The organism is Acidimicrobiales bacterium, from assembly GCA_030747595.1.
Classification (GTDB): Bacteria; Actinomycetota; Acidimicrobiia; order Acidimicrobiales; family MedAcidi-G1; genus UBA9410.
In genome coordinates, this window is sequence record JASLKK010000005.1 from 95,746 (window position 1) to 109,536 (window position 13,791).

The following is a 13,791-nucleotide window of genomic DNA, read 5'->3' on the forward strand; positions in this document are numbered from 1 at the left end:
CTCCTAGGGTTCGAGGACCACCTTGATGGCGCCGGCGGAACGATCGGCGGCCACCCGGAATGCCTCAGCGGCCTCGTCCAGGCCGAACCGGTGGGTCACCACGGCAGCAGCCAGGTCGGGCACATCGGTCAGCAGGCGAGCCGCCACACGCAACTCGCCGGCCGGGTCGGCATCAGGCCCCGGAACTGCTCCCGGTTCCGACGCTCCATGGGCGTGCACCCCGCGGGCGCAGCCGTACATGGACGACGGCACCAAGCGGACCTCCTTGAGGAACATGGTCATCACGTTGGGTAGCGCCAGACCGTCCCAGTAGACGCCGGGCAGCGACACGGTTCCCCCGGGCCGGGCGTGGTCGATGGCCGTGACCAGCGCCCCCTCGGTACCCGCGGCTTCCACCACCACGTCGTACTCCCCCAATGCCTCCGTGCCCGCCCCCAAACGTTCAGCGGCCGCCTGCTGATGGGGGTGGCGGGCTGAGACGTCGACATCGGCACCCACGGCCCGGGCCACAGCTGCCGCAGTCAGTCCCACTGTCCCACCCCCGACGACCAGCACCCGATGCCCGGCCACGATGTCCGCGGTGGCCACCGCGTGCACCGACACGGCCACCGGCTCGACCAGGCAGGCATCGGCCACCGAGAGCCCCTCGGGTAGCGCCACCAAGCACGACGAATCAACGATCACACGGTCGGCCATGCCCCCGTCGACAGCCAGCCCGTAGAGCGCCATGTCGCGGCACTGCTGAACCTCACCGACTAGGCATCGATCGCAGGTTCCACAGGTCCGGGTAGGTCGAATAGCCACCGCGGTGCCGTCGGCGGTCCGTCCCGCCACCTCGTGGCCGAACGTGGTGGGCAGGCCGAAGCCCGCCATATGGAGATCCGATCCGCAGATGCCGGCCGAGGCCACTTCGACCAGCACTCCGTCGCCCTCGGGCTCAGGCACCTCCACCAACTCGAACACCCCACCGACCGTCCGAACTCCTCGCACCGCGCCTCCTCGTTCATTCTTCTCATCGGACCATCTCGGCTGATGGTTCCCTGCGCCCCGACCCCGAGCCGCCACGTACCCGACCGTAGGGTCCAATCATGGGCATCGACCTGCTGGACGGCGACTTCTACGTCACCGACCCGTACCCCACCTACGCTCGGCTCCGCGACGAGGATCCGCTCCACCGCGACGAAACCAACGGCCTGTGGGGCGTGTCGCGCTATGACGACATAGTGGCCATCGAACGCGACAAGGCCACCTTCTCCAACGCGGGCGACGGCTCCAGGGGCTACCGGCCCAACATCCCCGCCGACCGATCGATCATCGGCCTAGACGACCCCCACCACATGCTGCGTCGAAACGTAGTGTCGCGCCGCTTCACCCCCCGGGCCGTCAGCCGCTGGGAAGACCACGTACGCGAAACAGTCACCGCGCTGATCGACGACGCTCTCGCCGATGCCAGCGCGGACGGCACCTGCCGGGTGGAGGCCATCAACCAGTTGGCCGCTCCACTCCCCGCCCAGATGATCGGTCTGCTACTGGGCTTCGGACCCGAGATGTGGCCCAAGCTCCAGGAGTGGTCCGAACGCACCATCGCCCTGGGCGGCGGCCCTGGCTACCACGACGAGGCCGGCGTCGTAGCCGCCATGGAGTTCGCCGGGGCGTGTGCCGAGCTCTACGAGGCCAAGCGGCCGACAATCATCGAGGGCTGTCCGATGGACGACGTCATGTCGGTCTGGATCGACCGGGAACGCCAGGGGCCCAAGGCCATGGGCGGCCACGCCTTCGGCCTTCACGAAATCATCCCGGACTGCCTGCTGCTGTTGGACGGTGGCGCCGAGACCACCCGGACGGTCATTGCCCGCACGCTCGTTGAGTTGGCCGGGCGCCCCGACCAGTGGGCCTTGCTACGTGACGGTGCCGACCTGACCATTGCCGTGGAGGAGTTCATCCGATGGGTGACGCCCATCCACAACATGTGTCGGGTGGCGACTACTGACGTGGAGATGCACGGCCACAACATCCGGTCCGGCGACCAGCTGGTCCTCATGTACTCGTCGGCCAACCGCGACCCGGCTCACTTCGACGACCCGGAGACGTTTGACGTGACCCGCTATCCAAACCACCACATTGCCTTCGGCTTCGGCACCCACTTCTGTCTGGGCGCCGCTCTGGCCCGCCTGGAGATCCGCTCGTTCTTTGAGGAGTTCGTGGCCCGGGTGGCCGAGATCCGTATCGCCCCGGGCACCACTCCTGTCGAGATGCCCAACTCGTTCGTCTACGGGATGAGCGAAGCCCATCTCGAACTGAGGCCCGCCTGACCCGGCTCGCTTCTGGGCAGAAAGCTCCGGCGAATCAGTCAGCAGGTCGATGGCCGCGCAAGACGTCATCACCCATCGCTGCGAGGAACGACGAGAAGTCGGGCCCGGCACGCAGGCCCTGCCCGCCGTCGACGTTGATGGCCGTCCCGGTGATCCACCGCGACTCGGGGCCGATCAGGAATCGGGCCAGGGCTCCCACATCGGACGGCTCCCCCACCCCGGTCGTCAACGTTGGGGCCAAGGGCGTGTTGCGAACGTAGGAGGCGAAGACCTCACTGTCACGGGGTACGAAGTCCATGAGTTCGGTGGCGATGAACCCGGGCCGGATGGTGTTGCACCGCACCCCCGACGCTCCGAACTCGTCGGCCGCATTACGCATCAGCTCCTCGATCCCCGCCTTGGCTACCGGATAGGCGCCGAAATGCGGATGAGTGACGTGTCCGGCGATCGACGACATGCCAACGAACGATCCGCCCCCGGCTTCCACCATCTCGGGAACCGCGTGCTTCAGACAGAGCATGGTGCCGACCACGTTGAGTCGGAGCACGGCCTCGAACCCGTCGACTTCCTGGAGGTGGAGTGGGCGTAGCCCGCCACCGCCCCCGGCGTTTGCCACCACGCCCCGGAGATTCCCGGCATTGGCGGCCGCCGCCGACACCGCCGCACGTACGTCATCCTCGGAGGTCACGTCGGCCACCACGTGATGCACGCTTCCCCCGTGACCGGTACGAATCTGGTCGACGGCGTCAACGAGGCGATCCTCGGTCCGCCCGCAGATGGTGACGACGGCTCCGTCGGCAGCCAGCGCCTCGGCACAAGCCCGTCCGATACCCGTGCCACCACCCGTGACCAGTGCCCCCATGCCACGAAGCGCTCCGTCAGTCATGCGTCTTCCTCCTCGTCGTCGTCCTCGGGCGGAGCCAGCAGGTCGAGGATTCCCGGGTATCCGGGCACCCGTCGAAGAGCTCGATCGGCCCAGAAAATGGCAACCATGCTGGCCAGCGTCCCAATCGGCCATCCCACGATGAACCGGATCAGCACGTAGCCACTGGCCGACGTCTGGTTGAACAGCCAGATGTCCCAGGCCGACGTCAAGAACTGGTAGCAACCCAGCGCGACAGTGAGATGGCCCATGACCTGCCGGTAGCGGGGGTGGTCCCGGGTGGCCCGGTCGAAGGGCACCGCCAGGTGGGCGTAGCGGACCAAGAATGGACGACCGACCACCACGGTGCCGACGAGTGCTGCCCCGACGGCTGCCTTGGTGCCGATCCCGATGCCGAAGTACACGGCGTCGGAATCCGTGGCGATGCCGACAATGGCGCGGACCGCCAGATAGGCCACGAGGATCGGCAGGTAGCGACCGACCTCTTCGCCACGACGGCGACGACCCAACACGACCTTGATGCTCCACAGCGTGGCGCCGGCCACCCCGGCAGCCAGCCCCCAGGCTCGTTCCAGCCCGATGAACAGGGCAATAGGCAGGACCGAGTCGAGGACCCGGTTGCGGTCGGGCCGGGTGGGATCCGGCCGGACCGGTTCAGACGGTGAAGGCATCGCGGGCGGCGGCCGCGCCCAGCCACAGCACGCTCTCAGGCACTCGGTCGGCGATCCGCCGGACCTCGGTGTAGTGGTGGTGGTGCGATACCTCAGCGAACAGGCTCCGTCGTTCGTCGAGCTGGTCGCCGGTGGGTGCCTCGTCGAGAAACCCGAAGATCGAGAAGGCCAGCTCGAGATCACCGGCCATGGGGGCACGACCGAACAGCGCGGCCCGCTTCAGCGCGACGCCGACGCAACCGGCGACCACGTCAGCGGCATGCTCGCCGTACCCCAGTTGGAGGCGGGCAGTGAAGCCCCTGGCCAGACGAAGGGCGTAGCCCTGATCGGGGCCCGGGTGGCCCAGACGCTCACCACGCGGTTGACCTCCCACGACCTCACCCGGTCGATCGGCGTGCCACGCACCTAGGCGACGGCGTGGTCCCGAATAGGCCCAACTGGTGGGCCGGACGACGGGCTGGGGGACGTACGAGGGTGCGGCCATGGATTCAGGCTACGGGGCCTATCCCCCCAGAGGGCCGGCCGGCAGCCACACCCAGCCGAGCGTCGCCCTCGTACCCGGAGCGTCATAGTCGTCATCGCCCTCGAAGCGGACCGGGGTGGTCGAATCGTCGAGTATCCGGACGTGTCGAACGGGTGCGTCAGTCGTGGCCGCCAGTACCTCGTCGACCGTCCGCCAAGAGGCCAAGCGTTGGAACATGGCGATCGTCGGACTGATCATCGTGAGTTCGCCCGCCTTCCAACGCTCCAGCGCGTCGGCCGGTCGGCACCACTCGGCGTGTACGGCCTCACGGCCATCGACCACAGGTCGGGACCCGGCCGGCACCCGGGCCACGAAGAACGCCGTGTCATAGCGCTTGATGCTGGGCATGGGTGTCACCCAGCGGGCGACCGGATGGATGCCCGACAGGTCCAAGTGGGAACCCGCCGCGGATACGAGGTCGGCCAGCGACACCGCACCCGACTCCAGGTCGTGGCGGCGGGCCACCAGATCGGCGGCCACTGCCTCGTTGGCGATGCCGACGGCAACCCCGATCTCCTCGATCGTCTCCCGCACCACGGCGATCCGGTACGAGAGGGGATCGTCCATGCCTGGAAGTGCTCCCACAGCACCCGAGGACAGGTCCCCCCACCGGGCGTCGTGGTCGCCGTCGTCCACCGCTCCCCCGGGGAACAACGTGTACCCGGCCACGAACGTAGAGGCGTCGGTGCGACGCAGCGCGAGCACGTGCAGGTCGGGGCGGTCGTCGAGCAGCACCACGGTGGCCGCCGATCGGATCGGCACGTCATCGGTGGGGATCTCGTCGCGGTGCGGGCCGGCTGACCCCTGCTCCGATCCTCCGCGGCCCACCCGCCGATCCTAGGGTCGGACCGATGTCCGACGACCAGACCGCCGACCGGGCCGAATCACTGGCCGAACCACCGTCGAGGCCCGTGCCGGCCGACCTGCTGGCCGGACTGAGCGTGGCCATGGTGCTGGTCCCCCAGTCCATGGCGTACGCAGAACTGGCCGGCCTGCCATCCCATCTCGGCCTGTTCGCCTCGGCTCTGCCGCCCATCCTGGCTGCCTTCTTCGCCTCGTCGCCGTACCTGCAGACCGGTCCGGTGGCCCTGACTAGCCTCTTGACCTTCGGTGCCCTGGCCGGTCTGGCCGAGGTCGGCACTCCCGACTACGTGGCCATGGCCGCCCTGCTCGCCCTGCTGGTCGGGGTATCGCGGCTACTCCTCGGAGTATTCCGACTCGGGGTGGTGACGTACCTCATGCGTGATCCCGTCGTCACCGGGTTCACCTCGGCGGCCGCCATCCTTATCCTCGCCTCGCAGCTCCCAAAGGCACTCGGGGCGGCCGCCCCCACCGGCGGCGTGCTGTGGCGGGCCGGCTGGTCGTTGGGCCACGTCGGCCAGTGGGAGGTTGCCTCGGTGGTGATCGCCGCGACCACCGTGCTGCTGGTACTGGCCGGTCGGCAGGTCATCCACCGCCTGTTCCCCGGCGCCCTGCTGGCCGTCGTCGGAGGAGTGGTGATCAGCCGGATCGTCGACTACGCCGGGCCGGTGGTCGGCCAGGTGCCGACCGGGCTGCCCGACCTCTCGCTGGACCTTCCTTGGGGATCCACCGGCACCCTCCTTGTCGGCGGCGTGCTCATCGCGCTAGTCGGCTACGCCGAGCCGGCGTCCATTGCCCGGGTGTTCGCCGAGGAGGATGGACATCGGTGGAGCGCCGATCGGGAGTTCGTGAGTCAGGGCGTGGCCAACGTGGCTGCAGCGGTGTCCGGCGCCTTCCCGGTGGGCGGATCGTTCAGCCGCTCGTCGCTGAACCGCCTGACTGGGGCCCAGACGAGGTGGTCGGGTCTGGTCACCGGGGCCGCCGTGCTGGCCTTCCTGCCGTTCGCCGACGTGCTCGCTCCGCTACCCCGGGCCACCCTCGGTGGGGTGGTGATCGCCGCGGTGGTGGGGCTCGTCCGCCCGGTGGCCCTCGTCTCCATGGTCCGTCGATCACCGGCCGCTGCCCTGGTGGCGTGGGTCACCTTCTTCGCCACGTTGGCGTTAGCCCCTCGAGTTGAACAGGGCGTACTGGTGGGGATCCTGCTCTCGCTCGCCGTGGGCCTACGGACCCGCCGGGCGGCCAGACGACCTGAGATCCGATAACCAAAACCCGGGAAACAACCTCCAGCCCCGGCTACAACCACGCCTCGACGAGGGTGGCCACGTCGGTCAGCGTCGAGATGTAGGCCAATGTGTGCTCCAGTACCTGTTCGCCGTAGCCGGGCATCGTGGCCACTGACCCGTCGGCCGGGACCACCACCTGGAAGCCCTCGTTGACCAGGTCGAACACCGCGTTGGGGATGGCCACGTTGAGGCTCACTCCAACCACCACCACGGTCGTCACGCCCTCGTTTCCGAGCATGGGTGCCAACCCGGTGCCGGCCACCGGCGACAGCCCGTGGAACCGGGGCACGATGACGTCGACCCCCTCGACGAAACCGATCTCAGCAGCCGGCTCGACCGCCTCGGTGCCCACGTACTGCTGCACCTCGGCCCGACGACCAGCGGCGAACAGGCGGGAGTTCCGGTTGCCACCCCACAGGTCGGGGTGGGCGTGGAAGGTGCAGTGCACGACTCGTACCCCCGCCGATCGGGCAGCACCGGCCAGGACCGCCAGACGGGGCAGGAGCCCGGAGGCAGCCACCGCATCAGCCACCGCGGGCATGTTTGACGCCTCGCCCACCACACCGTTCTGGCACTCGACCACGCACAGGGCGGTGTGTGCGGGATCCACCAGGTCCTGAAGATCCATGCCCATGACCGATCTTCCCTTCTCCGGCCTCGCCGGGCTATTCGAACTTGGTGCCGGCCTCGCGAAGGACGTCCAGCCAGCGGGCACCCGCATCGGGTGCCTCCTCTCCGGGACGGTAGGTCACGCCGTCGAGCGAGCCCGTCCAGGCAAAGGTTCCGAATCGTTGCCGGATGGCCCACGAGACCGGCGACTTCCGGTCGATGCCCACGTCGATGCCCTGGAAGGGGGCCATGGCGGTCAGTACCGGGAGGTCACGGGCACCACCCACTACCTCGCCGTCGACCCGCAACTCAACGTCGAGCTTCAGGTCGCCCAATGCCTCCACGGCCAGCACCACGGAGGCCGCTCCAGTAGTGAGCAATCCACCGTCTACTTCAGCCATCGAGCCGTAGCCGTTCCACGCCAACATCAGCTGGTCGTCGACCACGTAGAGGGCGTACCCGCCGCCCTGGTCACCGTGGGCCACCAACGTGCCCCGGTCGCCCGTCGCAAAGTCAAACGACACTTCGACCTCGAAGGATCGGAAGTTGATGAGGGCGAGGGACCGGTACCGCTCCGTCGTCGGTCTGCCCGGCCGGAAGGTCGTCTCGACCACGGTGTCGGCGTTCCATGGGGGCCGCATCAGGTTCTTGACGTTGTTTCCCTCGTCGAGAGGAAACACCTGGTTGGCCCATGCCGCGTCCTCCCAGGCGGCCACTAGCTCGGCCAGCTTCTCGGGATGCTCGTAGGCCAGATTCCGTGACTCGGTGGGATCCTCGGCCAAGTGGTGGAGCTCCCACTGTTCGGTCGAGAACGGGGTTCGGGCCTGACGGCACGTCACCGCCGACCAGCCGTCCCGGTAGAAACCCCGGTGCCCCATCTGCTCGTAGTACTGCTCGGGGTGGGTGCTGTCGACCCCAGGGTCATCCAGGGATCCGGCGAAGCTGCAACCGGCGGCCGGCGGGACCTGGGCCCCGTTCTTCGTGGTGGGCATGGCCACCCCGGCCAGGTCCAGCACGGTGGGCAGCAGGTCGGTGACGTGCTGGTATTGGCGACGGATCCCACCGGCGCCAGCTAGGCCCGCTCCCTTCGAGATGATGAACGGCACCTGATGGCCACCTTGGTGGGTGTTGATCTTGTAGAGCCGAAACGGGGTGCCCGACACCATGGCCCAACCCGACGGGTAGTGAGCCAGGGCCTGTGGGCCACCTAGCAGGTCCATGCGTGAATGGTCCAGTTCCATCGAATCCAGGGGGTTGGGTCGGGTCTGGCCGAGGAGGGTCCGGAAGTAGGCGGACGTGCCGTTGTCTAGACCCTCTCGACTGCCGCCGTTGTCCGACGTGAACACCACCACGGTGTTGTCCCACTCCCCCATGGCTTCCAGTCCGTCACGGAGACGCCCGAGGTTCTGATCGACGTTGTCGACCATGGCGGCGAACACCTCCTGGTACCGGGCGAAGACCTCCTTTTCGGCGACCGTTAGGTCGTCCCACGCCCGGACCGCGTAGTTCTCCTCGGTGTTTCGGGGAGGCAGCACGACGTCGTCATCGAAGATGCCCATGGCTTTTTGCCGGTCGAAGCGGAGTCGTCGCACCTCGTCCCAGCCGGCCTCGTACCTACCCCGGTACTTCTCTAGGTCACCGGGTCGGGCCTGCAGTGGGGCGTGAACGGCGCCGTGGGAGAAGTAGAGGAACCACGGCTTCGTGGGGTGCCCGTCGCGGATCTCGCCGACCATGCTCAGCGCCCGGTCGGTGAGGTCGTCGGTGAAGTAGTAGTCGTCGGGGAAGTCGTCGACGTCCAGCGCGTGGTTGTCTTCGTAGAGGCGATGCGGCTGATGGAAGTTCGTGAACCCGTCAAGGATTCCGTAGAAGCGGTCGAACCCGGTCTGGAGCGGCCACCCGTCCTTCGGGCCAGCCTCGGTGAGTTGGCTATCTGGGCAGAGGTGCCACTTGCCGACCATGAGGCTGGACCAACCTGCGTCGCGCAGCACCTCTCCCATGGTCACCGCGTCGCTGCGGATGGAAGCCGCGTAACCCGGGAAGCCGGGCTCCATGTGGCAGACCGTGCCTACCCCGGCCAGATGATGGTTCAATCCGGTCAGCAACGAAGCCCGGGTCGGCGAGCACATCGGGTTGACGTGGAAGTTCACGTACCGAAGGCCCTCGGCGGCCAGACGGTCGACGTGTGGCGTGTCGATTTCCGAACCGAAGCAGCCGACGTCGCTGAAACCCAGGTCGTCGACCAGGACGACGAGGACGTTGGGGGCACCGTCAGGGGCGGTGGGCGGTCGGGTCCACGCCGGGGTCGATGTGGACATGATGCGGCCCACCTCTCCATCGAATCCGTCGTAGGAAAACTTCTCGTAGGCCCTCGGACCCACCGGATGGTCGCTAGTCATGTCCCTCCCGGAATCGTCCTGACGGGGCATCAGGTCAGGTCCGAACCTACCGGCCGACCGCTGAACCGTCGGAGCCGGGCGGTCGGGACCAGCAGGGCCACACAGACCACGGCCACCAGTCCGAACGCCCCGGCGAACCCGGCTGACGAGTCGGCCACCGCACCCAGCACGAACGGTCCGGCGAACCCACCGATCTCAGCCACCGCGAACCACAGCCCGTAGGCCACCCCGGTGTTGGCCGGAGTTACCGACTCCGACTCCATGAGTCCGATCAGAATGAGCGGAACCAGCGCCGACCGAAGCCCCGCGACGGCTACCGGCAGCGGATCCAGAGACGTGGGTAGGAGCAGCAGGGCGACGAGGGCGACGGCGATCAGGAGGAACATGGCCGCCATGGTGTTCGGCATCCGGCCCCGCTCGGTGCGCCTCGGCACGAGGATCGAGGCCAGCACGCCTACCAGACCGCCGAGGGCCGCCCAGTTGGCGGCCGCCATGGCCGAGAACCCGCTGTGCTCCCGGAGCGCCTCGGGCATCCACCCACTGAGGCTGTGGCCCACGAAGAACACACCGAGGCCGAGAACCAGCACAGTGCGGACTTCGGGATCGGCCAGCAAGATCCGTCGACCCGCCGCATTGGCCATATCGGCCGGGGCCACCCGGATCGGCGCCTCGGGCGCCCGACTGGACACGACCAACCACGCTGCGGCGGCCACCACGACGACACCCGTCTCGATCAGCACCGTGGTGCGCCACGACCCAGTGAGCGGCATGAACACCGAGTTGGAAAGTACCAGCGTGGCCATGCCACCAATGGCCGGCATCGTGCTATAGGTGCCGATGGCCAACCGGCGTTCTCGCTCCTCTCCGAACCACAAACCGACCGCCTTGGGTGCACCGGCTGAAATGAGTGGGCCACCAATGCCGAATAGGGCAATGGCCAGTAGGAACGTGCTCAGGCCGCCAGCCGCCGCCCGGGCCACACCGCTGATCGCCACCACCAAGGCCCCCAGCAATACCCCCCGGTGGACGCCCAGTCGATCCAGAAGACGCCCGCCGACTGGCGCACTCACGATGTAGACGAGCTGCCAGGCGCCTAGGGCCAGACCCATGGCGCCACGGCTCAGGTCGAGATCTTCTCGCACCTCGCCGACCAACGGCGGAATCGACATGGCCACCACCCCGAAGGCGAAGTAGACGCCGCACACTCCGCTGAACAGCACCCACCGGTAGGGATGTCGACGCCGGGAAGGATCGGAGACATCGTGCACCGGCTGATGGTCCCATGCGGTACCTCCCGGGCTCCGACCGGGCTCCGACCCCAGCGCGGACACCCGGTCACCGATCAGAGGCCGTCATCTGCGAACCTGTCCCGGTGACGACCGACCCGATCGAACTGCGTTGGACGGCTGACGACCAGTTGCTTGACCAGTTGGACCGACCAATCCTCGTGGTGGCATTTCGCGGACTGTTCAACGCCGCCGGATCGGCCACCTCAGCCATCCAATGGCTGATCGAACGCCTGGACAGCGCCGAGGTGGGCGACGTCGATCCCGAGACCTTCTTCGACTTCACCCAGGAGCGGCCGATCGTCGAGTTCGACGATGGTGGCGCCCGACGGGTCCGATGGCCATCCAACCGAGTACTGGCCGCCCGTACCCCGGAGGGCCAACGAGACCTGGTGCTAGTGGCCGGCGTCGAGCCTCACCTGCGGTGGCGGACGTTCACCGGCGCGCTCCGGGCCGCGGCGACCCGCACGGGATCCCAGCTGGTGGTCACGCTTGGATCAATGAGCGGCATGTCGCCCCACACCCGTCCCCCAGCGGTCACCGGGAGCAGCACCAACCAGGAACTGGCCGAACGCCTGGGCCTCGACCGACCCTCCTACCAGGGACCGACCGGCGTGGTCGGCGTCCTACACGACACCCTGGACCGGGCCGGTGTTCCGGTCATCTCGCTGCGTGTGTCGGTGCCCTACTACCTGCCGGACTCTCCCAACCCCAAGGCAACCCGCGCCCTGCTCCGACGCTTCGAGCAGGTCAGCGGGGTGGACACCGCGTTCGCCGACCTGGACGGTCCAGCATCGGAATGGCAGGTCCGAGTCGATCAGGCGGTGGCCGGCGACGGAGAGGTCACGGCCCACGTACGACGTCTTGAGGCCCAGGTCGACCAGAGCGAGGACCTGATGCCCCGGGGCGACGACCTGGCCGCTGAGTTGGAGGCCTTCCTGCGCGACCAGGATCAACGCGTCGACCGGAAGGACGGGCTGGCCGACGGGGCCACAGACCCCGACGAGGACTGAACCGGTCTGGTGGGCGAGACTGAGCCCATGGACCGCAACACTCTCCTGACCGCCGTCGAACGCGAAGGGCGGTCCCTGCTGGCCGCCGCCGAACTGGATCCTTCCGCCCGGATCGAGCACTGTCCGGACTGGGACGCCGCTGGCCTGGTCGACCACATGGCCGGGGTGTGGAGCTTCATGGCCGCCCAGATAGAGGCCGCCTCGTCGGACAAGCCGGCCCGGCCCGACCCCGACGACCCCTCGACAGCCAGCGACCGGCTGAGCCGCCTGGTGGCCCTGCTGGCCTCGGTGGAGCCGACGGCGCCATGCTGGAACTGGTGTCCCGAGGAGGACCGGACCGCAAGCTGGGTGGTCCGACGTATGGCCCACGAGAACAACATCCACCGCTGGGACGCCGAAAACGCCGTGGGTGACGCCGCTCCGCTTGATGCCAAACTGGCCCACGACGGCGTGGACGAGATCCTCGACGTGGCGTGGCGACACCAACTTGGCGGCCCGGTGGGCGGCTATCCCTCCTCGACCCTGCACCTGCACCGCACCGATGGCGACGGCGAATGGCTGCTGTCGTCGACCAGTGAGCAACTGGTGGTGGAACACCAGCACGCCAAGGGCGATGCTGCGGCACGTGGCACAGCTTCGGACCTGAACCTGCTGGTATGGGGCCGTCGTCAGCCGACGCTGGAGGTCTTCGGCGACGAGACCGTCCTCGACGCCTGGCTGGCCCTTGCTCCCTGACCCCGGGGAGTCAGTCCTTTTCGGTGCCCCAGATGCCCACGAAGGACACAATCTCGCCCGGGTAGCCCCCGAGGTTGTGCACCAGTGCCCGGCTACGGGTGTCCAGCGTGGTCACAACACGATCAGCGGGCGCCTCGCCCCGCAGTTGGAGCCACGCCTCGTAATGCATGCGAAGTCCGCTGGCCCCCACCGGATGGCCAAAGCTCTTAAGCCCGCCGTCGGTGTTGACCGGTAGGTCCCCGTCGAGGGCGAACCGGCCGTCCAGCACGTCGCTCCAACCCTCGCCTCGTTCGCTGAACCCGAGATCCTCCATGAGTATCAGTTCAGTCGGGGTGAAGCAGTCGTGCACCTCAGCCATGGCCAGTTCGGTCCGCGGATCAGTGATCCCTGCCTGGGCGTAGGCGTCATCGGCAGCCTCCGCGCACTCGGGCAGTGTGGTGAAGTCGAACGCCGGGTCCACGAGACCCGACCCGTTACCGGCCACCAGCGAGAGGGCCTTCACGTACAGCGGGGCATCGGTGTAGTCCGTCGCCCGCTCCGCGGGCACCACGACGGCTGCTGCCGCTCCGTCGGCTACACCGGCACAGTCGAACACCGACAGGCGACCGGCCACTGCGGCCATCTCGCAGATGGCCTCAGCCGACATTTCCCGTCGGAACTGGGCCAGATCGTTGCGAGCTCCGTTGAAGTGGTTCTTCTCGGCGATCTTGGCCACCACATAGCGAAGCTTTTCCTCGTCGACTCCGTAACGCTCGGCGTAGGCGGGCAGCATCAGGCTGAACATGGCCGCGGCGGTGAGGGTTCGATTGGTCCCGTCTGTGGGAATCGGGAAGGCGTTGAGGCCCTGGTAGCCGCCATCCTTGACCTTCTCGCCGCCAATGGCGACGGCCACGTCGTAGGCGCCCGACGCCACGGCGTAACAGGCCTGGCGTAGGGCTTCGGACCCCGTGGCGCAGTAGTTCTCCACCCGGGTGACCGGACGGTTCTCGAGGCGAAGCGGCATGGCCAGTGAGATGCCCGAGGCCGACGACTGCGACGTGCCGTACCAGTAGGCATCGACGTCGTCCTTGACTATGCCCGCCGAATTCAGGGCCAGGCCGTGGGCGTCGATGAGCAGGTCGTCCAACGAGCGGTCCCAGTGTTCGCGAAACGGAGTGCACCCCATCCCGACGATGGCCACTCGATCCAGGATCCCGTGTGATGCCATGTGCGCGCTCCT

The 13,791-nt window shown here is 67.9% G+C and carries 13 protein-coding genes; 4 read left to right on the plus strand and 9 right to left on the minus strand.

Annotated elements, in window-relative coordinates:
- Window positions 1–3: 3 nt before the first annotated feature.
- Window positions 4–990 (minus strand): alcohol dehydrogenase catalytic domain-containing protein, encoded by a 987-nt coding sequence (locus tag QF777_05435; GenBank protein ID MDP6910990.1) that lies wholly within the window; start codon window positions 988–990, stop codon window positions 4–6.
- Window positions 991–1,088: 98 nt separating this feature from the next.
- Between QF777_05435 and QF777_05440 the strand changes: the two genes are divergently transcribed.
- Window positions 1,089–2,312, plus strand: coding sequence for a cytochrome P450 (locus QF777_05440; protein ID MDP6910991.1), 1,224 nt, complete (start codon window positions 1,089–1,091; stop codon window positions 2,310–2,312).
- A gap of 34 nt (window positions 2,313–2,346) precedes the next feature.
- Here the strand turns inward: QF777_05440 and QF777_05445 are convergent, their stop codons facing one another.
- From QF777_05445 to QF777_05460, 4 genes are read right to left on the minus strand one after another with little or no spacing between them, the layout of a single operon-like run.
- Window positions 2,347–3,198, minus strand: coding sequence for an SDR family oxidoreductase (locus QF777_05445; protein MDP6910992.1), 852 nt, complete (start codon window positions 3,196–3,198; stop codon window positions 2,347–2,349).
- Window positions 3,195–3,866 carry a DUF3159 domain-containing protein gene (locus QF777_05450; protein ID MDP6910993.1) on the minus strand — a complete coding sequence of 224 codons (672 nt, stop codon included), beginning with the start codon at window positions 3,864–3,866 and terminating at the stop codon, window positions 3,195–3,197. The genes QF777_05445 and QF777_05450 overlap by 4 nt, the downstream gene beginning before the upstream one ends.
- Window positions 3,850–4,350 (minus strand): hypothetical protein, encoded by a 501-nt coding sequence (locus tag QF777_05455; GenBank protein MDP6910994.1) that lies wholly within the window; start codon window positions 4,348–4,350, stop codon window positions 3,850–3,852. Before QF777_05455 ends, QF777_05450 begins: the two co-directional genes overlap by 17 nt.
- Window positions 4,351–4,368: 18 nt before the next feature.
- The gene (locus QF777_05460) at window positions 4,369–5,217 is read right to left on the minus strand and encodes an NUDIX domain-containing protein (GenBank protein MDP6910995.1); all 849 of its coding nucleotides are present in this window, start codon (window positions 5,215–5,217) and stop codon (window positions 4,369–4,371) included.
- Between the two features lie 23 nt (window positions 5,218–5,240).
- Here QF777_05460 and QF777_05465 point away from each other — a divergent pair, with 23 nt between their 5' ends.
- Window positions 5,241–6,512 (plus strand): SulP family inorganic anion transporter, encoded by a 1,272-nt coding sequence (locus QF777_05465; GenBank protein ID MDP6910996.1) that lies wholly within the window; start codon window positions 5,241–5,243, stop codon window positions 6,510–6,512.
- Window positions 6,513–6,543: 31 nt separating this feature from the next.
- Here the strand turns inward: QF777_05465 and QF777_05470 are convergent, their stop codons facing one another.
- Genes QF777_05470 through QF777_05480 form a run of 3 tightly spaced genes read right to left on the minus strand, consistent with a single transcriptional unit; the run spans window position 6,544 to window position 10,806 of the window.
- Window positions 6,544–7,167, minus strand: a complete 624-nt coding sequence (locus QF777_05470) for an isochorismatase family protein (GenBank protein MDP6910997.1) — start codon at window positions 7,165–7,167, stop codon at window positions 6,544–6,546.
- A 31-nt stretch (window positions 7,168–7,198) separates the two neighbouring features.
- A complete protein-coding gene (locus QF777_05475; protein ID MDP6910998.1) occupies window positions 7,199–9,538 on the minus strand; it encodes an arylsulfatase in 2,340 nt (779 codons plus the stop codon).
- 29 nt (window positions 9,539–9,567) lie between these two features.
- Window positions 9,568–10,806, minus strand: a complete 1,239-nt coding sequence (locus QF777_05480; protein ID MDP6910999.1) for an MFS transporter — start codon at window positions 10,804–10,806, stop codon at window positions 9,568–9,570.
- Between the two features lie 104 nt (window positions 10,807–10,910).
- Between QF777_05480 and QF777_05485 the strand changes: the two genes are divergently transcribed.
- Window positions 10,911–11,837 (plus strand): PAC2 family protein, encoded by a 927-nt coding sequence (locus QF777_05485; protein MDP6911000.1) that lies wholly within the window; start codon window positions 10,911–10,913, stop codon window positions 11,835–11,837.
- Window positions 11,838–11,864: 27 nt separating this feature from the next.
- Window positions 11,865–12,572, plus strand: a complete 708-nt coding sequence (locus QF777_05490; protein MDP6911001.1) for a maleylpyruvate isomerase family mycothiol-dependent enzyme — start codon at window positions 11,865–11,867, stop codon at window positions 12,570–12,572.
- 10 nt (window positions 12,573–12,582) lie between these two features.
- Here the strand turns inward: QF777_05490 and QF777_05495 are convergent, their stop codons facing one another.
- The gene (locus tag QF777_05495; GenBank protein MDP6911002.1) at window positions 12,583–13,779 is read right to left on the minus strand and encodes an acetyl-CoA acetyltransferase; all 1,197 of its coding nucleotides are present in this window, start codon (window positions 13,777–13,779) and stop codon (window positions 12,583–12,585) included.
- Window positions 13,780–13,791: the final 12 nt, after the last annotated feature.